The 23,471-nt window shown below is 65.6% G+C and carries 18 protein-coding genes and 1 pseudogene; 11 read left to right on the top strand and 8 right to left on the bottom strand.

Going from position 1 to position 23,471, the window contains the following annotated elements:
- Positions 1–53: 53 nt before the first annotated feature.
- Together Q8T13_09620 and Q8T13_09625 are read right to left on the bottom strand one after the other, a co-directional pair.
- Complete coding sequence (locus tag Q8T13_09620) at positions 54–1,046, bottom strand: hypothetical protein (protein ID MDP3718007.1); 993 nt, start codon at positions 1,044–1,046, stop codon at positions 54–56.
- A 12-nt stretch (positions 1,047–1,058) separates the two neighbouring features.
- The gene (locus Q8T13_09625; GenBank protein ID MDP3718008.1) at positions 1,059–2,510 is read right to left on the bottom strand and encodes a cytochrome c; all 1,452 of its coding nucleotides are present in this window, start codon (positions 2,508–2,510) and stop codon (positions 1,059–1,061) included.
- Positions 2,511–2,679: 169 nt separating this feature from the next.
- Here Q8T13_09625 and Q8T13_09630 point away from each other — a divergent pair, with 169 nt between their 5' ends.
- The 6 genes from Q8T13_09630 to Q8T13_09655 all read left to right on the top strand — a co-directional run bounded on the left by Q8T13_09630 (position 2,680) and on the right by Q8T13_09655 (position 8,987).
- Entirely contained in the window at positions 2,680–3,720 is a 1,041-nt protein-coding gene (locus tag Q8T13_09630; protein ID MDP3718009.1) for a MoxR family ATPase, read from the top strand.
- An 82-nt stretch (positions 3,721–3,802) separates the two neighbouring features.
- Positions 3,803–4,750 carry a DUF58 domain-containing protein gene (locus Q8T13_09635; protein ID MDP3718010.1) on the top strand — a complete coding sequence of 316 codons (948 nt, stop codon included), beginning with the start codon at positions 3,803–3,805 and terminating at the stop codon, positions 4,748–4,750.
- A 59-nt stretch (positions 4,751–4,809) separates the two neighbouring features.
- Complete coding sequence (locus Q8T13_09640) at positions 4,810–5,946, top strand: hypothetical protein (protein ID MDP3718011.1); 1,137 nt, start codon at positions 4,810–4,812, stop codon at positions 5,944–5,946.
- Positions 5,947–5,995: 49 nt separating this feature from the next.
- On the top strand, positions 5,996–7,099 hold the full coding sequence (locus Q8T13_09645) for a vWA domain-containing protein (protein ID MDP3718012.1): 1,104 nt from the start codon (positions 5,996–5,998) through the stop codon (positions 7,097–7,099).
- Between the two features lie 83 nt (positions 7,100–7,182).
- Complete coding sequence (locus tag Q8T13_09650) at positions 7,183–7,833, top strand: hypothetical protein (protein ID MDP3718013.1); 651 nt, start codon at positions 7,183–7,185, stop codon at positions 7,831–7,833.
- Between the two features lie 65 nt (positions 7,834–7,898).
- Positions 7,899–8,987, top strand: a complete 1,089-nt coding sequence (locus Q8T13_09655) for a VWA domain-containing protein (GenBank protein MDP3718014.1) — start codon at positions 7,899–7,901, stop codon at positions 8,985–8,987.
- 55 nt (positions 8,988–9,042) lie between these two features.
- Here Q8T13_09655 and Q8T13_09660 read toward each other — a convergent pair whose 3' ends face one another.
- The 4 genes from Q8T13_09660 to Q8T13_09675 all read right to left on the bottom strand — a co-directional run bounded on the left by Q8T13_09660 (position 9,043) and on the right by Q8T13_09675 (position 16,808).
- The gene (locus Q8T13_09660) at positions 9,043–9,441 is read right to left on the bottom strand and encodes a VOC family protein (protein ID MDP3718015.1); all 399 of its coding nucleotides are present in this window, start codon (positions 9,439–9,441) and stop codon (positions 9,043–9,045) included.
- A gap of 139 nt (positions 9,442–9,580) precedes the next feature.
- On the bottom strand, positions 9,581–12,418 hold the full coding sequence (locus tag Q8T13_09665) for a TonB-dependent receptor (GenBank protein MDP3718016.1): 2,838 nt from the start codon (positions 12,416–12,418) through the stop codon (positions 9,581–9,583).
- A gap of 190 nt (positions 12,419–12,608) precedes the next feature.
- The gene (locus Q8T13_09670; protein ID MDP3718017.1) at positions 12,609–15,017 is read right to left on the bottom strand and encodes a CehA/McbA family metallohydrolase; all 2,409 of its coding nucleotides are present in this window, start codon (positions 15,015–15,017) and stop codon (positions 12,609–12,611) included.
- Between the two features lie 93 nt (positions 15,018–15,110).
- Positions 15,111–16,808 (bottom strand): D-aminoacylase, encoded by a 1,698-nt coding sequence (locus tag Q8T13_09675; GenBank protein ID MDP3718018.1) that lies wholly within the window; start codon positions 16,806–16,808, stop codon positions 15,111–15,113.
- Between the two features lie 217 nt (positions 16,809–17,025).
- Here Q8T13_09675 and Q8T13_09680 point away from each other — a divergent pair, with 217 nt between their 5' ends.
- The 3 genes from Q8T13_09680 to Q8T13_09690 all read left to right on the top strand — a co-directional run bounded on the left by Q8T13_09680 (position 17,026) and on the right by Q8T13_09690 (position 20,427).
- Positions 17,026–17,412 (top strand): BlaI/MecI/CopY family transcriptional regulator, encoded by a 387-nt coding sequence (locus Q8T13_09680; GenBank protein MDP3718019.1) that lies wholly within the window; start codon positions 17,026–17,028, stop codon positions 17,410–17,412.
- A complete protein-coding gene (locus tag Q8T13_09685) occupies positions 17,412–18,989 on the top strand; it encodes a M56 family metallopeptidase (GenBank protein MDP3718020.1) in 1,578 nt (525 codons plus the stop codon). The genes Q8T13_09680 and Q8T13_09685 overlap by 1 nt, the downstream gene beginning before the upstream one ends.
- A gap of 64 nt (positions 18,990–19,053) precedes the next feature.
- Positions 19,054–20,427: an alpha/beta fold hydrolase gene (locus tag Q8T13_09690; protein MDP3718021.1), complete on the top strand. Its 1,374-nt coding sequence runs from the start codon at positions 19,054–19,056 to the stop codon at positions 20,425–20,427.
- A 241-nt stretch (positions 20,428–20,668) separates the two neighbouring features.
- On the opposite strand, the pseudogene Q8T13_09695 reads toward Q8T13_09690, so the two are convergent.
- Positions 20,669–20,839, bottom strand: a pseudogene (locus Q8T13_09695) (DUF933 domain-containing protein).
- A gap of 207 nt (positions 20,840–21,046) precedes the next feature.
- Here Q8T13_09695 and Q8T13_09700 point away from each other — a divergent pair.
- Positions 21,047–21,424: a DUF6152 family protein gene (locus Q8T13_09700; protein MDP3718022.1), complete on the top strand. Its 378-nt coding sequence runs from the start codon at positions 21,047–21,049 to the stop codon at positions 21,422–21,424.
- Positions 21,424–22,215: a hypothetical protein gene (locus tag Q8T13_09705; protein MDP3718023.1), complete on the top strand. Its 792-nt coding sequence runs from the start codon at positions 21,424–21,426 to the stop codon at positions 22,213–22,215. The genes Q8T13_09700 and Q8T13_09705 overlap by 1 nt, the downstream gene beginning before the upstream one ends.
- A gap of 146 nt (positions 22,216–22,361) precedes the next feature.
- Here Q8T13_09705 and ychF read toward each other — a convergent pair whose 3' ends face one another.
- The gene (ychF, locus tag Q8T13_09710; protein ID MDP3718024.1) at positions 22,362–23,465 is read right to left on the bottom strand and encodes a redox-regulated ATPase YchF; all 1,104 of its coding nucleotides are present in this window, start codon (positions 23,463–23,465) and stop codon (positions 22,362–22,364) included.
- Positions 23,466–23,471: the final 6 nt, after the last annotated feature.

The raw sequence follows: 23,471 nt of genomic DNA on the forward strand, positions 1-23,471 counted from the left end.
TGCGGAGGGGTCAGACCCCTCCGCATTCATGTCTATCCGGCTAAAGCCGGATTCTACTTAGAGACGGTGACGACGACGTCCTTGGGCGTGTTGAGCGCGCCGTCTGACGCCAGGCAACGAATCGTGTAGGTGCCGGGGTCCTCGAAGGTCACCGACACGGTGTACTTGCCATCGGGCGGAATGGCCGGCGCCATCCAGCGCGGCGCCCACGGCGAGTTGGCACCGGCGCGCGTGTCTTCCCACACCTTGGCCTGTCGCGGCGTGAATGTCACTCGACCCGCGCCACGATACACGAAGCACGAGTGTCGCAGTCCGGTCTGGCTGCCGACGGTGATGGCGGTCGGCGGGCGCTGCGTCGCCGGGTCAAAGGCGACGGTGCCGCGCGGCGTTGGCGCCGGCGGCGTGCCGTTAGTGGCGCGGGCGCGGGCCTGGGCGATCAGGCGTGCCTCGCGCGAGTCGGGGCCGAAACGCGGCGCGGGCACGCCGTCATCCTGGGCAATGGCGACGAGCGTGAGGGGCTGGCCGACCTGGGCGCGGCGATCGCCGCCGTCCATCGACAGGGTGGGCGGCTGGTTGGCGCGAATCTCGGGGCTGCTGATGCCGGCGCCGATCGCGCCCTGCTCCGAGGCCTGGACCAGGTTATCGACCAGCGAGTCCTCGCGCAGGGTGCCGTACGCGCGCTCGGTCTTGCCCTTGGTGGTCAGCGTCCAGATCAGTTCTTTCTTACCCCAGTCGGCCGGCACGCGCACCTTGAAGACAAAGCGGTTACGCCGCGGCAGGAAACGCGTGGGCTGGCCCTGGTCAGGGACGCCGGGCGAGAAGCCGTTCTCCGGGCCCACCGGCACGTTCACTTCCTCTTCCCAGTTCCGGTTCATGTAACCAAACATCATGCTGAACGAGCCGTCGTCGTTCTTCTCCCAGCCTTCGAAGGCGGGCGACACGGTCTGCCCGCTCGAGTACGAGAGGCTCTGGGAACTGGCGGTCTGACAAGCGAGGACAATCGTGGCGGCGCCAAGAAGGAGGCGCGCGCTTCGTGAGCGAATCATTGGAGATCCCTACTACTGCTGCGCCGTCGGCTTGGCCGGCGGCGGAATCACGTTGCACAGCGGACAGCCGATGATCACGTCCGGCCGGTTGGGGCCGAGCTTGCGGCGCCGTTCGGCCATTTCTTCCTGGAACTGCTCGTCGGTCAGCGGCACCGACTGGCCGAGGTCGATGAACATGTTCGCGATCGAGCGGTTGCCCGAGCCCTGCCAGTTGCGGGGGTCGGGGATGTTCTTGTTGTTCGGCGTGTTGTCCATGTAGCCGATGATGTGCAGGATGGTGCCGCGCGGCAGCAGCGGCGCGTGGTCATCGTCGTATTCGTACTGGCGGACCCAGTTGTGGTCGTAGCCGGCGCAGGTCAGCGTCTGGATGTTGATGCCCCAGATGGCTTCGAGGCACATGCGCTGGCCGGGCGCGTGCAGGTGCGGTTCGAAGGTCGCGATCTTGGTCGGCTGCTGCAGCACCATGTAGGCGTGGAGTTGCTGGTTGGCTTCGTTCGGCTTGATGTCGATGTCGAGGCCGTTGCCGAGGCTGCGCAACGTGCTGCGGCGCGCCGGCTTGTAGCCCTTGGGGTGGAACTTGAAGCCGAACAGCAGCTTCGACTTCACGTCGGCGCCGCCGGCGTGCAGGTGGGCGGACTGGTAAATGATGCTGGAGTTGGCCTTCAGCAGGCGGCCGGCGTTGGGCTCGAACACGTCGGCGTTGCGGCCGACCTCGTGGACCGGCCAGCCGACCGCGCCCTCGCCGATCGACGCATCAATCGGATCGCCGTCGCCGGTGAGTTCGGCGGTCGCCCAAATCAGGTGGTGCCACACGTAACGCTGGCCTACGGTATCGCGGCCCGACGCGTCTTTGGCAAAGTCGTTGACCTCGCGGATTTCCACCGACGCGACGTAACGGTCTTCGGTCAGCGGGATCTTGGTCGGCTCGAACTCACCCCACCAGTCGGGCGTGTTGGCCTTGACGGTGATTTCGGGGCTCTCGACAATCAGGTCGGGTTCGCCGGCGTGCCACGAGGCGCCGTCGGGGAACGAGATGGGCGGCGGCATGTCGGCCGGGTTGCCCCGCGGGGCGCCGGTGTCGGCCCACTTGGCGACCTTGGCAATTTCCTCATCGCTCAGTGAAGGGTCGTGCTTGTAGTGCTGAATGCCGATGTTCTTCTCGATGTACCACGGCGGCATCACGCCGGCCTTGTCGCGCAAGCCGGTGCGCTGCTTCATCGACCGGGCCCAGGGCCGCGCTTCCTCGTAGGTGATGAGCGACATGGGCGCCACCTGGCCGGGCCGGTGGCAGTTCTGACAGCTGCGCTGCAGGATGGGCGCGATGTCCTTGGTGAAGGTCACCTCGGGTGCCGGCGCCGCCTGCTCGGCCCTCACGGCAAGAGGCGTCACGACGCCTGCGATCGCCGCTCCGAAGAGCAGGGTGCCAAGGGTCAGGCTCCAGCCAGCTTTCGTTCCAACCGCCATCTCGTACTCTCCTTCAAGTGAGTCCCAGGGTCGATTCCGAGGTCTCCGATTGTATCCCTTCGGGCCGTCCCCGACTACACCCCACCCATCTGGCAGGGAATCCTAGCGCCGTTCGTCATGCTTCGGATACGATTGGCCTTTTCCAAGGCGGACTCTTCAAGGCGGACCTGTGCATCCTGATCTCCAAGACGCGATTACCTTCCACGAGGCCATCCTTGCGGAAGGCGGCAAGGCCCTCGTCGGTTACCAGCAGCCCAAGATCCTGGCCAACCTCGTCTTGTTGTCGGAGATTCCGACGACCTACGACAAGAAGGAGCAGCGCCAGGTCAACTCGGGCAACCTGCTCTTGCGAGGCGTGCCGGGCGTCGGCAAGACGTTCTTCGGCGTCATCCTGGCGGCGATCAGCAATGCCAAGTTCGCCCGCATCCAGGGCCGCGCCGACCTGCAGCCGACCGAAGTGGTCGGCTTCCAGATGATCAATCCGGCCACCGGCGAGCTGACCACCGAAATGGGCCCGCTGGCCGAGGCCGAGGTCATCCTGCTGGATGAAATCAACCGCATCCCGCTGAAGTCGCAAAGCGCCTTCCTCGAAGGCCTCCAGGACCGCACCGTCACGGTGGGTAAGACGACGTACGAGCTGCCGGCGTTCAACTTCGCCATTGCCACCATGAACCCGGTGGAGCTTGGCCAGGGCACCTTCCCGCTGTCGGAAGCCGCCACCGATCGCTTCGCGATCATGGTGAACATCGGCTACCTGCCGCCCGAGGAAGAGCGCAAGCTGGTGCACTTCGACTTCAAGCAGGTGCGCCTCAACCCGCTGATGCGCAAGGAACGCATCATCGAGCTGCGCGCCGCGATCACCGAGCACGTCTACCTGCACGAACGGCTCGGCGACTACATCCAGCGGCTGGTCGCCAACACCCGTCCCTATAACGCCGACACCGACTGGCTGAAGCACTCGCCGTCGGAGCTGGTCGAAAGCGGCGTCGACCTCGGCGCCTCGCCGCGCGCGATCATCGTGTGGGGCCGCCTCGCCAAGGTGTGGGCGCTGCTCGTCCGGCGTCGCGACGAGGTCTACCCGGAAGACATCCAGGACCTGGCGACGTACGTGCTGGGGCATCGGCTCTGGCTGGGCCCGCACGCCGCGAGCCATGGCTTGACCACCGATGCGGTGATCAAGGATGTGATCGAGAAGACGCCGATCCCATGAGCACCCTTCGACTCGTATGCGACCGGCTTCGCCGGCCGCACCCTCGCTCAGGGTTGTTCACTCGTCCCCCAGGAAAGGCCCTGTGAGGACTCGCGAACAGGAGGTCGAGCCGCTCATCAACCTGTCGGAGATTACCGAGGTCGAGCTGCTCATCCTCAAGCGGATGCGCGAGTTCACGATCGGCGAACACTCCAGCATGTTCCATGGCACGGGGTTCGACTTCGTCGGGCTGCGCGACTGGCAGGCGGGCGATCGCTTCGAGGCGATCGACTGGGCGCAGTCGTCGCTCACCAACTTCAGCCCGCTGATCGTCCGCGAGTTTGAGCAGCCCACCACCTCGGGGGTGATCCTCGTCGCCGACCGCTCGGCCTCGACCCGCTGCGGCGCCGACCCGTCCGCCAAAGGCGATCGCCGCGGCCTGCAGATCGCCACGCTGATTGCGCGCTCGATCGCCACCATCGGCATGTCGGCGGTGTTCTTCCAGGACTCGATCGGGTTGGTGACGTTCGACGAGGGCCTTCACACCCTGGGCGCCGTGCGCCCGCGAATTGGCAAAGGCCAGGTGATTCACTGCCTCGAGGCCTACCAGGATGGCCACGGCCTGCAGGACCTGAAGAACTCGGGAAGCCTCAGCGCGACCCTCACCGGCTTCTCGCGCAAGACCTCGATGATGCCGGTGATCTCCGACTTTCTGTTCGACGACGCGCCGGCGTTCTTGACGGAATTGTCGCAGGTGGACAACGTCCACGACGTGTTCATCATGATGGTTGACGCATCGTTCGCCTTTGAGCTGCCGCGCGTCTCGGCCGGCTGGGTCGAAGTCTACGACGTCGAAACGGGCAATACTCGCATGATGTCGCGCCGCGAGCTCGGCCGGCAGAGCGAGCGGATCAAGCTGTGGCAGGACGACATCACCCGCCAGGCCAAGGCCCTGGACCTCGATGTCATTCGCCTCGGCGCCGACCAGGTGAAGTTCGACGTGGCACTGATTGAATGGGTAGCTGAGCGGCGGCTGCGCCGCCGGAAGTAGCAAGTGAGAAGTCACAAGTGAGATGTAGCCTCCGGCTTTAGCCGGAGCTCAGAGACGACATGAACAAACACATTCTTCGCGCGGCCCTGTTGCTCCTGGTTTCGGTCCCGGCGTTTGCCCAAACCGGTACCGACCTCGTCGAGGTCGAACCCATCAAGTGCTGGTGGCGGACTTCCACGAGCGCGGTGCGCACCGGCGAGTTCTTCGACCTGCGGCTGACCTGCGCGGTGGTCGAGACCGAGGCCGCCCGGGTGGTGCCCGACCTGTCGAAGCTCGACCCGACCGTCGTGCAGCTGCCGCCGTTTGAAGTCACGGGTGGTACGCACGCCGGCGATTTGGTCACGATCGGCAAGCGCTTCATTCAGTACGACTACCGCATGCGGCTGATCGCCGAAGACGCTTTCGGCGCCGACGTCGCGATTCCGCCCCTCGAGGTGACCTACACCATCGAGAGCAAGGTGACCGGCGGCGAGTCGGTGATGGGGCGCGAACAAAGCTACGCCCTGCCGCGCGCCTCGGTAAAGCTGATCTCGGTGGTGCCGGACGACACCTCGGACATCCGCGAGGCGCCGGCGGCGGCGTTCTCGGACATTGAGGCCCGCAGCTCGCGCGCCGACCTGTTCCAGACCGCCGCCACGGTGCTGTTCGCGCTGGCCGGCGTCATGCTGGCGGTGATCCTGATTGGCATGCTGCGTAGCAAGACCAAGACCACCACCGCGACCCGCGCGCACCTGGCGCCGCGGGCGATTCTGCGCCACGTCGCTGGCGAACTGGGCGAGGTGCAGCGGGCGGGCCGCGGCGGCTGGACGCCAGAGCTGGCCGGCCGCGCGCTGTCGGCGGCGCGCATTTCCGGCAGCTACGCCTCGGGACGCGCCGTGGGCCAGCGCCCCGTGCTAGCCAATGACCCGCTCGTCGACGGCGCGCTCCTGGTCGGTCGCGGCATGGGCCGCACGCCGATGTACGTGTCAGGTTCGGTAACCGCGGAATCGGCAACCGACTCGTCGCTGGTTGACGCGCTCAAGACAATGACGATCGCGCGCTACGGCCGCGATGGCCAGAAGGTCGACATGGACGACGCGGTCAGCACGGCGATTCGCATCACGAAGCAGCAGCAGTCGGCACACTCGCTGATCTCAGAATGGTCGGGCAACTTCGTCCGCTCGCTGGTCGACATGCGTAAGAAGGTCTGGGCGTAGCAGCACCCTTAGGCACCCCAGGCACCTTAGGCACTTTAGGCACCAGAGAATGCAAGTCTTTCGAGACATCTCCCAACTCGTTCAGGCTACATGGGCCGAGTGGGGAGACCTGTATCTCGAGCGGCTGATCTTCTCAGAGAGCTCGACGGCGCGCCAAGTGGTGCTGGCCATGATTGGCCTCGCCGCGGTGTTCATGGTGATCCGGTCGTTTGGCAGCCGCAATCCCGGCAAGAGCCGCATGGCGCTGCCGGCGATTGTCACCAGCCCGGGCTGGTCGCGCGCGTCACTGTCGCGGCACGGGGCACTGATCCTGGCGCTGGCCGGCCTGCCCTTCTTCATCCTGGCGCTCGCCGATCCGCGCACGACGCTCACCCGTTCGGAAACCACCTACCCGGGCCGCCGCATCAGCCTGCTGATCGACGCGTCGTCCAGCATGCTGTCGGCGCTGCCGTCCACCACGCTGGCCAAGGGCGCGCCCAATAACGCCGCATTCTTCACCACCGTCGGCGCGGCCCGCTACTTCATCGAGCGCCGCATGGCCGGCAAGTACCGCGACCTCATGGCGCTGGTCGAGTTCGGCGACGATGCGTATGTCATTACGCCGTTCACGACCGACTACGAGAACATCCTGTTGAGCACGGCGCTAATCGGCGACTGGAACGAGTTCATGGCGTTCCCCGATCAGGGCACGGTCGTGGCGCGGGCGGTCGAGCAAAGCGTGGGGCTGTTCAACGCCTTCGATTTCCTCGACGCCTCCGGCAACCTGATGGTGATCTTCACCGACGGCGCCGACGCCGACGTACTGGAGAACGGCAAGACCGTGGACGACGTGCTGGGCGAAGCGACCCGGGCGAAGATCCCGGTGTACCTGATCAAGATCGGCGGCAACATCCAGAACAAGCGGAGCGTCGCCGACGAACTCTGGATTGGCGCGGTCAAGCGGACCGGCGGGCAGTTCTTCTCCGGCGGCGACGAGGCGACGATTATCCAGGCCATCCAGGCGATCGATCGCGCGTCGGCCGGCACCATCGAGATGAAGCAGTACAGCACCGAGCGGCCGCGCTACGCGCCGTTTGCGCTGACCGCGCTCGCCTTCTGGTGCGCGGCGCTGCTGTTGCGGTTCACGATTCCGGCGTTTCAGACGTTTCCGTAGCTTGACGGGAGTCGGGAGTCGGCAGTCGGGAGTCAGAACGTAGAGGCGGGTCTTGAGACCCGCCTAGAGTAGGGAGCAAAGCAATGAGATCGTCTTCATGGTTCGGTCAGGCCCTGATCGTCATCGTCCTCGTCGCCGCGGGCGCCATCCTGTGGCGCACGGCGGAATCGGAGCAGCGCCTGGCCGCGGCCGAGCGTGACCTGGTGACGCTGCGCTACCAGGAGGCGGCCGACCTGGCACAGGGCCCCGGCCGGATTGCCCGCCTGCTGCCCGGCAGCGACCGTCTGACCGCCTCCGCCAACGCGCTCGACACCTCGGCGGCGTACTGGCAGGGGGACTACGACGCCGTGGCGACCAATGTGGACGCCAAGTTGATGGCGGCCAACGCGGCCTATCGCAAGTTGCGCCAGGAGGGCGGCACCTGGCAGACCGTGGTCGGGCGGCTCGACAACGTGGTGAAGAGCTACGCCGAGATCCTCCGGGAGCAGCCCGACAACGCCGAGGCCGCATTCAACTACGAGTACGCCGCGCGCCTGCGCGCGGTGCTCACGGCCCGCAAGCAGCCGGTCGCGCCGTTCGATGCGACCGCCACGCTCACGCTGCACGGCGTCGAGGGCGCCCCGCCCGAAGCGTCGGACATGAAGAAATTCAAGATGATTGTCCCGATGCGTCCCGACGAACGGCTCGAGGCCGAAAAAGCGGGCAAAGGCACGACTAAGGTGCGAAAGGGCTGAGCGGATTTTGCGTTCTGGCACCTGGTGATTTGGTGATTTCGCTCGCAGATTTGGTGAGTTACTGAATGAAGTTCGGCGCGCCCGGATTCTTGCCGCTGCTGGCGATTCCCGCCCTGCTGCTCATCCTGTGGGTGTGGCAGGTCTGGCGGCGACGTGCCGATGTGCACGCGTTCATGCGGCATCGGCAGGTGCCGGTCGAAGAGCGCGTGCCGTTCTTTGGCGAGCTGCTGTTCTGGTTGTGCCTGCTGCTGGCGGCGATCGCCGGCACCCTCGCCCTGGCCAAGCCGCAGGCGGTGACCTCGCTCGTGCGCAACGCCGGCGTCGACCTGGTGATCCTGCAGGACGGTTCGGCGTCGATGCACGTCCAGGACGTCAAGGGCAACCGCTGGCAGCGGTCGATGCGCTTTCTCCGCACCCTGGGCGAGTCGCTGCGCTGGGACAACGACCGCGTGGCGATGGCGCTGTTCGCGCACATGGCGACGCCGCAGATTCGCCTCACCAAGGATCCCAACACCTACTTCTTCTTTCTCGATCATCTCGAGGACACCTCGCCGTTCCGGCTTGAAGACGACGGCACATGGGACACCAACATCGAGCGCGGCATCTATTGGGGCCTGCGGCTGATCGAGAAGGACGAGGAGATACGCCGTGAGTCGGGTCTCGACGACAAGCTCGGCGCGAACACCAATCCGAAGGCGTTCCTGCTGATCTCTGACGGCCAGTCGTGGAGCGGCGAGGTCGCCAAGTCGTTGGCGATGGCGCTGGAGCGCGGCGTGCCGTTGAACGTGGTCGGGGTCGGGACCACCGCGGGCGGGTTGATTCCGGATCCCAAGCGGCAGCCCAACCAGCCGCTGATCCGGTCCACGCTCAATCGCGCGGAGCTCACCCGCATTGCCACCGCGGGCGGCGGCCGCTACTTCGAGATCGATCGCGACAGCGACCGTGACATTGCCAACGCCGTGATCGAGCAGACGCGCCGGCGCGCCGGCACCACCGGGGTGCAGGAAGGCGTGCAGGAGTTGTACTGGAACTTCCTGTTCGGCGCCGCAGTGCTGATCGCCCTGGGCGTGCTGTTCCTGCGCGACCGAATGGCGCTGGCGCTGCAGCTGACCGCGGCGGCCGCGGTGTTCGTGTTCGTCTCGTCGGTGTTCTGATGTGGCGTCCGGCTTTCTTGTCCCGCCGTAGCCTTGGCGGAGGTGGAAGCCGGACCTACACGTGCGGAAACTTCGGGTTCCACGCCACTTCCCACAAGAACCCGTCGGGATCCGAGAAGTAGCCGGAGTAGCCGCCCCAGAAGGTGTGGTGGCCGGGCTTCACCAGCTTGCCGCCACCCTGGGCGGCGTAGCTCAGCAGCGAATCCACTTCTTCAATCGACCGCACGTTGTGGGCAAGCGCGAAGCCCGGAAATCCCGACCCGGCCGCCGGCACGCCGGCGTCCGCCGCGAGCGCCTCGCGCGGGTAAAGCGACAGCCATGTCTTCCCCATTTCGAAGAACGCGACGGTGGGCGGCGTCGGCTTCTGCGGCAGGCCGAGCACGTCGCGATAGAAACGAGAGGCGCGCTCGAGGTCGCTCACGCCGAGGGTGATGAACGAGACGCGTGGTTCCATCTGGGTAGACTAGCCTGACCGCATCCGGTTGAACAGGAGGCGAAGAGTTCAGGAGGCTATCTTGCCGCATCCTGACGGCCCTATCAGCGCGACTGCCCTGAGGAGCGGCGAGGGCTCAAGCCCTCGCCCTCAAAACGCGCTAGAAGTTCAGCTTCAACCCGATGCGCGCCAGCCGCGGCGGGACGATGCTCAACGGACGGTCGAACGCCGTGCCCGAACTCCACTGCAGGTTCTGCGCCGGGTTCTCGTTGGCCAGGTTGTAAAGATCGAAGAATACCGAGATATCGCGGCCGCTGAACCGGTGCGTTTTCTCGACGCGCAGGTCAACGATCGAAATGGGGTCCTGGCGTCGCGTGCCCAGTGGCTCGGCGAGGAATCGAACGCTGCCGTAGCTGAGGGTCGAGGCAAAGGTGCGACCGAACGGGATGCCCTGCTGGTAGCGGAACATTGGCGAGAACGAGACGTCCCACCACGGCGAGTTCCAGGTGCCGCTGACCTTGACCGTCTGCCGGGTGTAGACGAACCGGCCGTTCTCGGTGTTGATCTCGTCGTTGGGATTCCTGACCAGTGCGTTGCCGCGGATGGCGTTGCCCTGGATGGTGGCGGCCTGGTCGAAGCTCTTGGTCCAGCCGTACGAGGCCAGCAGGCTCCAGCGGTTGCTCATGCGCTTGGTGCCGGTGATCTCGAAGGTGTGATAGTCCGAGTCGCCGCGCTCGACGTTGATGGTCCGGTTGATCGGCGTCAAGCCGCGGAACTGTGGCGCCAAATCCATGGCCGCGATCGGCGCACCGTCGTCCGCCGTGCCGACGCGTCCGTCCGGGCCTGGATCGGGCACCGACACCGGCACGGTGAAGGCTTCATACGGGATAGCGATGTTGTAGCGCCCGTACTGATCGCGCTGCCCGCGCCAAACGTAACCGGCACGGACGCCGAAATTCGCCATCAGCTCGCGTTCCACGAACGTCGCGAACTCCTTTGTCTGGCTGTTTTTCAGGTTCGGGTCGAGCGACTCGGTGGCCGCGCCACCGCGCGTCGAGCTTGGCACGGCGGCCTCTTCACCCGGCTGCCACCGGTTGTCGTTGTTCAAATCGGTCCAGCGATGGCGCCGCCACCACGCCGAGGCGTTCGGGCTAATGTTGAAGACGAGATCGGCGCCCGGGTTCCACCAGTAGGTGCCGTAGTTGGCCTTGAGCACGGTGCGGCCGTCACCCAGGAGGTCGTAGGTCATGCCAAGGCGCGGGGCCGGGTTCTTCCACGAAAAATAGCTGTCGACCGCCGCGAATGTCTGGGCAGTTGGGTTGAACCGGCTGGCGGGATGTTCCTGCTCGGGCGAGTAGGCGCGGTACGCGTCGATGCGCGCGCCGAGGTTGAGCGTGAGCTTGTCGCCGACGCGCCAGGTGTCGTGGATGAACGCGCCGTAGGTCCGCAACCCGCCGATCGATTCACCCGGCTGGAACAGGATGACGTCCAGCTTCGCGCCGTTCTGCAGGACGTGGAGAATGTCGTCTTCGAAGCCGTCGATGAAGACGTCCTTGACGCTCTCGTCGAAGATCTCGCCGCCGATCTTGAAGTTGTGGTCGCCGGCCATGTTCTTGAAATAGCTCAGGGTGCCGAGGACCTGATCGCGGCGGCGCTCGCGGGCCCAGTTGCGGTTGCGGCCGGTGATGATGTTGTTGCCGATGTCTTCATAGCGCAGGCCGGTGCCGTTGACGCCGTTGGTCCAGTCGTAGCCGTACTGGCCGCCGCGGATCTCGGCGAACGCGTTGTCGCTGAGCACGCTGTTCCACTCCGCCTTGTGGACCCACGCCCAGAAATTCTGGCTCCACGTCGTCGATTCGGTCGAGTTGATGCCGGTGTCGACGCCGAGCAGCCACGAATCGAAGCGCTGCGGCTGCTTCTTCTGCGATGGCTGCGTGTAGGCGATCAGCTTGTTGTTGGTCGACAGGTTGTAGGTGACCTTGCCGCTGTAGTTGTTCAGGATCGTGGTTTGCGGCTTGACCGGGAAATTCACGTAGCTGGCCTTGATGTCCTGGTGCCGGTAGGAACCGTACCACCACAGGCGGTCCTTGATCAGGTAGCCACCAAAACCGGCGTTCATGTCCTGGTAGCTGTTGAGACGATTGACGTCCTCGGGGGCGAGGTTGCCGCCGCCACGCAGGCCGCGCGCAATCTGATCGGCGTCGATGTTGAAGGCCTGCCACTTCTCGGGCGAGTAACCGCCGTAGAACGTGCCGCGGAACTGGTTGCCGCCGGACTTGCTGATGAACTGCGACTGCACACCGGGGGTGGACGCTTCGGCGGAGTGCGCCGCGGTGTTGATCTGCACTTCCTCCATGCCGCCGATGTCAGGGTAATTGCCGAAAGCGCCGGTGGCTTCGGTCGCGTTCAGGCCCTCGAAGATCACGCGGACCTGGCCGCTGGTGCCGTACACCACGAAGCCCTGCTGCGTGCCGTTGGTGCTGCCGCCCACGTCGATGCGCGACATCTGCACCGCCGGTGAACCGGCCAGCAGCGAGAAGTAGTCGCGCGACGTCGGCAACGCCGAGAGTGCCTTGGCGTCGAACGAGTTGCCGATCTGCGTGGCCGAGGTGTCGACCACCGGCGACTGGCCGGTCACGGTGACCGACTCCTCGAGCGAGGCCACCGTCAGTGCGCCATTCACGGTGGCCGTGAATCCCAGGCTGACTCGGATGCCTTCGTTACGGACGATCGAGAAGCCGGCCAGCTCGAAGACGATCACGTATTCACCGGGCGTGACCGCGGTGAAGCGATACGCGCCGTCGGCGTCGGTGACCGCGGTGCGAACGCCCATCTGCGATGGGCTGGTCAGCGTGACGGTCACACCCGGCATCAGCGCGTCTGATGCGTCCGTGACCCGTCCGTTGATGGCGCCGGTTCCTGAGGTGACAGCTTGAGCGAACGTGAGGGAGGCCGAGACCAGGAGCAACGACACGGCAAGCGAAAACGTGCGACGCATGGGTACCCTCCGGGAAATGAGGCTACGACCGATGGACGAACGGCGAGAGCGACCTGACGACGAGTGAGAAAGTGCCGTATCGTATGCCGAAATCCCGGCGCCGTAACATTGTTTTTCCGCGGACCGCGACACGGCCGACCGCAATGCAGCTTTCAGCCCTTGTGCGCGCAGCAACACCAGCGAGCGGCGCTCAACGCGTGAGCCGTTGGAGCCGCCGCCGCGCTTCCGCCAGCCGCCCGAGCAGCACCGGCGTTGGCGTGTCGCCGTACGCCTGCCGGACGCGCTGCTCGGCGATGTCGAGTGCGGTGAGCAGCTCTTTCCCGGCGCGGGCCGCGGCATCTGGATCGGTGCTGCCGCGCGAGCCGATCCAGAGCGGCGCGGTGTGTGCGAACGGATAGCTGTCCATGCCGGGCCACTCCATCCCGCCGCCGTGGACGCGCGCGGCAATCCAGCCGCCTGCCGGTACGGTGACGCTGCCGCGGTGAGCGATCGTGCCCGCCTGCGCGATGCCGGCGCCCGTCCATACGACCTCGCCGTTGACGAGGACCTCGGCCCGCTCGAACGGCAGGGCGGACGCGACCGACAGCTCGAACCGGGCGTCGCCGATCTGCTTTAGCACATCACCGGGCCCGGCGCTCGCGACGGTGAACCGGATGAGCGGCCCATTGGTCACGAAGCTCCGACCGGCGCGCAGCCCGTCGAGATACCGGTCCATCGTCAACCCACCCGGCACGTGTACGTAGACGCGCGTCGTGCCGATCGCCATCGTGCGAAAGAAGTCCACCATCGCGTCGGTGCCGGCCGAGGGCGTCACCGTCGCGCCGACGCTCAGCAGGCGATACCAGGCGTCGGCCGTGCCCAGTTCGTCGCTCCAGAGACACGCCAGCTCGATCGTGTCCACGTCGCCCAGGACCGCGTCCGAGACGAGTTCCAGCGGAATGCCCCGCGGTGCGTCTCCCCCGAACGGGTCTCGGCTCGATACCGGATGCACGTATGAATTCACGCCCCCCTGCTCGCGGGTGTGACGCAGTGCCGAGACGTTCGACCGATCGTCGCGGCCGTAGACGGGGTAGTTCGGACCCCAGTACCACGGCCAGAAGAGCGCCTTCACGCCAATGTGCCCGGTGTGGCCGAGGAAGTGCGAGCGGACCTCCTGTCCGAACTGGATGAGGGGCGGTTCGGCGCGCGTCCACGCGAAGTAGTTCTCGTCGATCCGACGGGTGTGCAGGTTGGCCGAGAGCGGCGTCGCGACGTCGAGGTCCTCCCCGCGCATCATGGGCACAAGCACCTCAGGCGACAGGCGGACCGGCCCACCGTAGTTCAGGTGGAAGTGATGATCGCCGGAATACCAGCCCTCCATCGACGGGCCGCCGAGCGGCGTGAACTCGAGGACCATACCCGATGGCACGTCTGGCGCCGCACGTCCCTCCTGGCGTGCCGGCCGGTACTCGAACCCGTGCGTCGCCACTGCACGATAGGAGCCCACGGGGATTTCGAATTCCAGCGTCCCGGGCGAATGGCTGAAGATCAACCCCGACTGGCCGTCGAGCCACACCTGTCGCCCGGAGGGAAACGCCGGGTGGCCGTCGCGGTCGACGATGTGGACGCGCGCGGGCACTTGGTCGCCTCCCGCGACCTGAGTGCGGACGATGACGCGGGTGGTGGGCTCGCCCCAATCCCAGGACAAAGGCGTGACCGCGCGTGGAATGCCGCCACCGTTGTCGATTCGCCAGAGGCCGAAGACACCACTGGCATCGGCTCGCGCGAACAGGATGCTGCCGTCAGGGCCCCAGGCCGGCATGATCGCGAAGGCGCCGCCGGAGGTGATCGCGGTCATGGGGCCGCCGCCCACGTCCATAAGCTGAAGCGCCCAGTCGGTGCCCGACAACACCGGCAGCGGCACGGCGAGGCGCCGTCCGTCCGGTGACACCGCGGGCCGCGCAAGCGACGCCACCGCGGCGATCGCCAGCACGCGGCGTGTCCCCGTCGGATCGATCACCGCGACTTCGTCGCCGCTGCCGCGCTTCGAGATGTGCATGACGCTGCCGTCAGCGAGCGGCTGAGGACGAAGATCCAGTCCGAGGGCGTTGGTGATGCGCGACGGTGCGCGCGTCGCGAGATCCATTCGATAGAGCTCGAGGTCCCCGGTCTCGGCCGACGCATAGTAGAGCGCCCCGCCGTCAGGCGAGTACGCGGGATCCAGTGCCGCCGCAGGACCGTCCACCAGGACGGTCTCGACGCCCGTAGCGAGGTGTACTTCGAGGATGTCGGTGGTGCGCGTATCGTCGCGGACGAACGCGATGCGCCCTCCACCGGGATGCCACGCCGGCCGCGAGTCGAGGCCCGCGCCCCTCGTCATCCGCCTCGCTGTCCCACCCTCAGCGCCCATGGTCCAGATCCACCCGCGCGCCGAGAAGGCAATGGTGCGCCCGTCGGGCGACACCGCGGGATAGGTGGGGCCAACGGAGTAAGTGGGAAAGTCGTAGCCCTCGACGTAGACGTGGTGCCCTTGACCGATCCGCTGGTATCGGTTGGTCCACTGAGCCGAGAGGGGCAGGGTCAGCACGACAAGCGCGAGGGTGACCAGGAGTCGGCGCATTGGGGAAGCTTAATCGACCTGCCGACCGTCGAGCACGGGACCCGCGGGCCGGCAGGAGGCGGCAAGCGGACAGGCCGCCGACGGAGCGCACGATTACGGCGTCAGCCGCCCGCCCTCATACCCCGGGCCGCGGACGACGCGGCCGGGCGTGGCGCCGGTGTGTTCGCCAGCACGCAGCACCGGCGTCCCGTTGACCAGCACGTGCACGACCCCGGTGGCGTACTGGTGCGGGCGCTCGAACGTCGCATGATCCTGGATGCGTGCGGGATCGAACACGACGACATCCGCGAAGTACCCCTCGGCGAGCCGCCCGCGCTCCTTGATCGACAGATGTTCCGCCGGCATCGTCGTCATTCGGCGGATGGCCTCTTCGAGCGGCACCAGCTCCTCGTCGCGCACGTAGCGTCCGAGCCAGCGCGCGAAGTTACCGTAGGCGCGCGGGTGCGGGTTCGACCGCAGGAACACGCCTTCTGGCGCCATCGACCCCGAGTCCGAACCGAAGCTCACCCACGGCAGTCGCAGCTTCTTGCGCAGGTTGTCCTCGGACATCAGGAAGTACACCGCTTCGACGCGGCTCCCGTCTTCGATGACCAGATTGATCGCCGTTTCCTCCGGCGACGTACCGCGGGCCTTTGCGACCTGCGCCAGCGTCTGTCCGGTCAGCGGCTTCAACGCCTCCGTCTTGAAGCCTGACAGCAGGATGCCCTCGGGGCCGGCGCCGACGAAGAAGTTCTCCCACTCGGTCGTTGGCGTCGTCATCTCTGTCATGACGCGTGCGCGAGTGGCGGGATCCCTCAGCCGCGAAACCCAGCGGTCGTGGCCGCCCTCCTGCACCCACGGCGGCATCGTCGCGTTGAGCCCGGTTGCACCGGCAGGATAGGTGTAGACGTCGGCGGTGATGCGCAGCCCCTCGCGGCGTGCCGCCTCGATCCGGGCGATGGCCGCGTCGGTCTTGTCCCAGTTCTCCCGCCCCGCGGCCTTCAGGTGATAAATCTCTGCGGGCACGCCGGCGTCGCGCGCGATCTGAATCAACTCGTCGATTGCCTCGAGCAGGCGCGAGCCCTCACTGCGCATGTGCGAGATGTACATCCCGCCGGACTCGCCGGCGGCGCGCGCCAGCGCGACGAGCTCTGGCGTCTTCGCGTAAAACGCGGGCGCGTAGATGAGCGACGAGCCGACGCCAAGCGCGCCCTCGCGCATCGCCCGGCGGACCAGCTCCTTCATCCGCTCGAGCTCCTCTGCCGTCGGATCGCGATCCTCGTAGCCGATCTCATGGATGCGCAGCGTGGTCGCGCCGACAAACGACGCGACGTTGGTGGATACGCCCTTGCGGATCAGCCCGTCGAGATACTCGCCGAGCGTTGTCCAGTCGATTGGAAACTTGAGGTCGCCCTGGCCGGCGAGCTGCTCGGTCTTCATCCGCTCGTTGAGCGGCCCCATCGACCAGCCTTCGCCGAAGACTTCGAGCGTCACGCCCTGGCGGACGTTGCCTTGCGACCGCCCGTCCACGAGCAGCGGCTCGTCCGCCCAGCTGAGCATGTTGATGAAGCCGGGGGCGACGACCAGCCCCGTCGCGTCGAGCGTCTCGCGCGCCGTGGCGTCGGCCAGCGGCCCGATGGCGACGACGCGGTCGCCGCGGATGGCGAGGGATGCGTCCACTCCCGGCGCGCCCGTGCCGTCGATGACACGGCCGTTGCGGATGAGGATGTCGTACTGCGGCTCGGGCGTGGCACACGCCGCCAGGGCCAGGATTGCGATTGCGGAGCAGAGGAGGCTGAGCAGGCGGGACACGGCGGGAATTATGTGCCGCCTCCGGCGACAAGGTCAAAACAGGTAACCGCCACGTTCAGAACCCGTGGCCGGTCTCCTGACCTCTTTATCTCCTGTTCACGCGCCTACACGTTGAACTTGAACAGCGTTAGGCACCGGTGGCGTTCTCGCCTGGGGGCTTGACAATCTACTAATCGACTAGTACTAATATTGACGTAGACGACTGAGGGGAGGTTTCATGGCGGCGCCGCATCCTACTGAAGGCGAACTGGCGATCCTGCGCGTGCTCTGGAGCCGCAAAGGACCGACGACCGTTCGCGAAGTGCACGACGAGTTGCGTCGCACCAAGGACACCGCCTACACCACGGTGTTGAAGATGCTGACGATCATGTCCGACAAGGGCCTGGTACGACGCGATGAATCCGAACGCACCCACACGTACGTCCCGGTACATGCCGAGCGGGTGGTGCAGACATCTCTCTTGAAGGACCTGATGCGTCGCGCGTTTTCTGGCTCGGCCTTGAAGCTGGTGCAGCGCGCGCTCGATGACGACACCGCCAGCGCCGAAGAGCTCGACGCCATCTCGAAGCTGATCGCACAAGCCAAGGCCAAGCGGAAGCGCTGATGGACATGCTGTGGAACGTGCAGTTCGGATTCGCGCCGGCACTGGCCCAGGCGCTGCTGCATTCGCTGTGGCAGGGAGCGCTGTTGGCGGCGATGGCGGGGCTCGCACTGAAGTTGCTGGGCCGCCACGGTGCGGCATTGCGCCACTCGGCCGGGATGGCGTTCCTGCTGGCGATGATTGCGGTTCCCACATTGACCTTCTCGCGTTTCTGGTCGCAGCCCTCCGCCGAAGTGAACGCCGGAATACTGCCAGCGATGACGGCACCCGCGATCGGCGTCACGCCGGGCGTGTTCGTGCAGCAATCCAGCGGATTGGCCGCGGCACTGAGCCTGCTGTGGCTGCTTGGCGTGGCGGTGATGCTGCTGCGGCACTTGGGCGGTTGGCGCCTGATTGGCGCGTTGGAGCGCCGCCCGTTCCACCCCTTGCCGCCGGAATGGCAGCAGCGGGTGGACGCGCTGCAGCGGGCACTGCGGATTTCGCGCACGGTAGTCGTGCGCCTTGCCGACGATGTCGGGTCGCCCTTCACCGCGCGTGTCCTTCGGCCGGTGATCTGGTTGCCGCTGTCGTTGTTGACCCGGCTACCGCATGAGCAAGTCGAGGCGCTGCTCGCGCATGAGTTGGCACACATCCGTCGCCTGGACTGGCTCTGGAATGGCTTGCAGTGCGTGGCCGAATCCCTGTTGTTCTTCCACCCGTGCGCGTGGTGGTTGAGCCGGCGCATCCGGCAGGAACGCGAACACGCTTGTGATGATCTGGCGGTCGCGGCCGGCGGGGACGCCATCGCCTTGGCGGAGGCGCTGGCCGATCTCGAGCGCCACCGCTCTTTCGTCCCCCACTTGTTGCTCGCAGCCCAAGGAGGCTCACTCATGAATCGCATCAGCCGTCTTCTGTCCCGTCCGCCAACTCGCAGGAGTTGGTGGGTGCCGCTCGGCCTTGTTGTTGTGTTGGCTTCTGGCTTCGCGATCGCCACATGGCTGGATCCTTCCAAGCACCAACTGCCTCTACTGCGCATCGAATCGTCCACCGAAGGCACCCTGCGTCCCGGCGATTACCGCGAAATCACGGCCCGCGGCCTCGACAAGCAGCGCTACTACCGCGCCAGCGTCGACGCACGCGGCCGCATTGCCGAGGTCTACAAGGAGGATGGCACGCCGCAGGTGATCGACCCGGCGGTGCGCTCGTGGATCGATGAAGTGGCGCGCCTGAGCGTTCCGGCACCTCCGCCGCCGCCACCACCGCCATCGCCAACCGAGGCAGGTGGTCCGTCAGCACCACCCGCACCGCCAGTGCCACCCCCGCCCCCCTCGGTCGCGGACTCGGCCGACTTCAAGGCGATACTCCGCCTGGTCGCTGCGAGTTCGTCAGTGGGCAAGAGGATCGGCAACCCGATTGCAGTGATGCCGGACTCCATCGACGGTGAAATGCGCCTATCCGGCAATAACGACGAACACGGCAATGCGAGTCTTTCGTTCATGCTCAGTGGCCCCCATGGCCTGGCGCAGATCGTCGTGTTCGCAACGCGTGCGCATGGGACCTGGGCCATCACCACCTTGGATGTGCAGCCACTGGCCGGCTGAGGTTTTTTGCGTTTATGTACTAACCAACTAGTAGACGCCCGCGCGACTTGTCGCTTTTGAATAGGTGATTCCCGTGATCAAGACCCGGTTTCCTGCTACTAACCTCTGGACCTGCGTGCTGGCTTGCTCGCTGGCACTTTCCGCCGATTCGCTTGCAGTAGCGGCACAAGAAAGCAACCCGGTCCACGCGAATTCCGTACAGCAATTCCTGTTTTCGGCGGATACATCTGCGGGAGTCCAAGCGGAGTTCGCCAACATGGGCGTGCTTCTCACTGATGCGCTGGCAGCGCCAGCGCAGGGCCGAACAGTCTGGGTCACCGGGACCGGTCCGAGCGGGTTTCCCGCGCCTTACCGGATCGACCATGTCGGTGGTCGTTTTCATGTCTATGCCGAGCGACGCCGACCCCAGCATCCCGTCGCGCCGTTCCCGTACGTGAGCCAGGAGGTCAGGTTCAAGACGCCCGATCCCGGGGTGGCGCCGGTGGGCACGCTCACCTACCCGAAATCGAGCGGCTCTTTTCCGGCCGTCGTGCTGGTCGCCGGAACCGGAGCTCACAATCGCGATGCCGGCATGTCACTGCACAAGACGCTGCTGGTGCTGGCCGATCACCTGACCCGACAGGGGTTCGCGGTGTTGCGCTATGACAAGCGCGGGGTCGGCCTGACGGGAGGTGAGCGCCATCCAGGCCCCACCACCGATGACTACGCCGCCGATGCCTTGGCCGCGGTGCGGTTCCTGAAAATGCAACCGAACATCGACCCTCGGCGAATCGGAATCGCCGGCCACAGTGAAGGCGGCATCATCGCTGCCATGGTCGCGGCCGAAGCGCCGGAGGACGTGGGATTCATCGTGATGCTTGCGGGAACCGGTCTGCCCGGCCAGGAGAACCAGAGCCTGCAGGGTGCCGCATTCGCGCGTGCCGACGGAGTGCCGGAAGCGCTGATCCTCCTCAACCAGAAGCTGGAGCGGGGACAGCTCGAGATCGCGGCCAGCAAGCTGGGGCGTCAGGAAGCGCTGGATGCGATGCGCACGGCGACAAGAGTACTGCCGGCGGAGGACAAGGAAACACTGGAAATTCCGGCCGAAGGACTTCCTGCCGAGGCGTTCGAGGCTCTGCTTTCGCCATGGTTTCGTCGCTTCCTGGCGCTGGACCCGCGCTCGTACCTTGAAAAGGTGAAATGCCCGGTCCTTGCGATTGTGGGCGAGAAAGACCTGCAGGTGCCGCCTGCCGAAAATCTTCAGGGGATCGAGCGGGCGCTCGAGCGTGGCGCCAACCGACGCGCAACCGTGCGTCAACTCGCGGGTGTCAACCACAACCTCCAGACCGCCAGAACGGGCAAGTTGAGCGAGTACTTCCTGATCGAGGAAACCGTCGCCCCGTCAGTGCTGGAATTGCTGTCGAGCTGGATGAAGGACGTGACGCACCACAAAGACTGAGGGATCCGGGCCGAGGTCGCCTTCGGTTGTACCTACCGGTGTATGAGCACGACCGTTCGCGAACTGGCGCTCGCCGGTGTACGCACCCGATTCCCGAATGCCGGCGCTCGAGAGCAGTTCTTGAAACTAGCGGTGGTGACGTTGGGGCTTGAGTTGGCGAGAGCAGTCTACTCGGAGATCGCTTCCCTGGATCCGCTCTAACCGGTTGGTCTCCTGACCTCTTGATCTCCTGTTCAAGCGCTTACACGTTGAACTTGAACAGCAGCACATCGCCGTCCTTGACGATGTAGTCCTTGCCTTCCATCCGGTAGAGGCCTTTGTCGCGCGCCGCGGCGACTGAACCGCACGCGACGAGGTCGGCATAGGCGACGGTTTCGGCCTTGATGAATCCCGGTTCGAAGTCGGAGTGCAACGCCATCACGACCGACTTCCGGCAGAACCTCGACGCGGCCTCCGCAGGGAGTCGTGGGATATGTTCGGGAAGACGGGGACGCAAAGGGGCAGGCGGTCCAGATCAACCACCGGTCACACGGTTCGGCCTGGTGCCGCATTCGACGCATCCTGGTTGGCGCGGCCTGCAGCCGGGGCTATAATCCGCGGCACGGAGGGATTCGTGAGGATGAGTCACGTCGCCTTGCTGGTGCTCCTGTCGGCGGCCGTTGCTGACGCACATCACAATTTCCGGTCTGAGTTCGACATCAACGCCCCGTTCACGGTCGCGGGCACGGTCACGAAAGTTGAGTGGACCAACCCTCACACCTGGTTTTATCTCGACGTCAAAGACGAGAAAGGAGCGGTCGTCAATTGGGCGATGGAGATGGGCAGCCCCAACGCGCTGATGCGTGCCGGGTGGAAGCGAACCTCCCTGAACGCCGGCGACGTTGTCAGCGTCGACGGATATCGGGAGTGGGATCGGAAACACACCGGCAACGCGCGGAGCGTGATTCTCACCAAGACCGGCCAGCGATTGTTCGCGGCATCGAGCAGCGGCAAGTAATGGCCCGCCTCGCACACGTCATCGTGGCAGTCTTGCTGCTAGCGGCCGCGGCGCAGGCGCAGTGGCTCGGCTACCCAGCGAAGCACCTGCCGCGCAATGCCGACGGCACTGCGAACCTCTCGGCCCCGGCACCACGGACCGCGGATGGCAAGATTGATCTGTCCGGGGTGTGGGAAGCCGCCAAGGGCGACGATCCGCCCGGTGGCATCGAAGCCGTCGGCTCGCCACGGTATCTCATTAACGTAATGCGCGACTTCAAGGGTGGCGCGCCGTTTCAACCATGGGCCGCCGAGATTTTCCGGCAGCGGCAAGCGAACAAGCTGCGCGACAACCCGAGGATTCGTTGCCTGCCGACTGGCGTGCCGGGCTTGGTCGCGTACACCCACCCGTACAAAATCGTTCAGACCGCCGATCTGATTGTAATCATGTATGAGTCGCAGACGCTGTTCCGGCAGATCTTCATGGATGGGCGGTCGCACCCGGTGGACCCCGAGCCCACCTGGTTGGGATATTCGATCGGCAAGTGGGAGGGCGATACCCTGGTTGTCGACACCTTGGGCTTCAACGACAAGACCTGGCTGGATGGCATTGGCCATCCCCATAGTGAAGCGATGAGAGTGACGGAGCGGATGCGCCGGCGCGACGTCGGCCACATGGACATCGAGGTTGTCATCGACGACCCTAAGGCCTATACCCAGCAGATCCGCTACGTTCAGCCGCAACAGCTGGTGCCGGATGGCGATTTGATTGAATACATCTGCAACGAGAACGCTAAGCCAGTGGGTCAGTAGAGCCGATCATGGCTGGCCGCGGCGCGAGAGCCGACTTGAACGCTTTCTCAGGCATACCACTCGAGGCACGTTCCGGGCGGTTCGCCACCTCGCGTCAGCGCCGCAACCGATTCGCCTCCTGACCTCTTGATCTCCTGTTCAAGCGCTTACACGTTGAACTTGAACAGCAGCACATCGCCGTCCTTGACGATGTATTCCTTGCCTTCCATCCGGTAGAGGCCTTTGTCGCGCGCCGCGGCAACTGAACCGCACGCGACGAGGTCGGCGTAGGCCACGGTCTCGGCCTTGATGAAGCCGCGCTCGAAGTCGGAGTGGATCACACCGGCCGCCTTCGGCGCGGTGTCGCCCTGGTGAATGGTCCAGGCGCGCACTTCCTTCTCACCGGCGGTGAAATAGGTCTGCAGGCCCAGCAGGTGGTAGGTCGCGCGAATCAGCGCGCCCATGCCGCTTTCGTCGACGCCGAGCTCCTTGAGGAAGTCCTGCGCCTCGGCTGGCTCCAGGTCCACCAGGTCGCTCTCGATCTGCGCACTGATCACCACCGCTTCGCATGACAGGTGGGTGCTGACGTACTCGCGCACCTTCACAACGTACGGATTGGAATCCGCCGTCGCGAGGTCCCCTTCCTTCACGTTGCAGGCGAAAATCGTCGGCTTGTCGCTCAGCAGGAAGAACTGCGTTGCCAGCACCTTCTCCTCCGGCGTCAGCGTCACGGTGAGGGCCGGCTTGCCGGCATCGAGCGCGGTTTCGATCTTGGCCAGCACCGCATCTTCCGCGGCGGCCGTCTTGTCGCCGCGTTTCACTTCCTTGGCGACCCGCTCGCGTTTCTTGCGGACGGTCTCGAGGTCGGCCAGCATCAGCTCGGTGTTGATCACCTCGATGTCGCGGACCGGGTCCACCGAGCCCGATACATGCAGCACATCTTCATCGTCAAAGCACCTTACCACCTGGACAATGGCGTCGACCTCGCGGATGTGGGTCAGGAACTTGTTGCCCAGGCCTTCGCCGTCGCTGGCGCCCTTCACCAGGCCGGCAATGTCGACGAACTCGACGGCCGCCGGGATGACCACGTTGGTCTTGGCAATGCCCTGCAGCACGGCCAGCCGGGCATCCGGGACGGTGACAATGCCGACGTTGGGGTCGATGGTGCAGAAGGGATAGTTGGCAGCCTCGGCCTTGCGGGTGCGGGTCACCGCGTTGAACAAGGTGGACTTGCCGACATTGGGTAGACCGACGATTCCGGCTCGCAACATAGCCTT

Source organism: Acidobacteriota bacterium (assembly GCA_030697165.1).
In the GTDB taxonomy this organism is placed as follows: Bacteria; Acidobacteriota; Vicinamibacteria; order Vicinamibacterales; family UBA2999; genus 12-FULL-67-14b.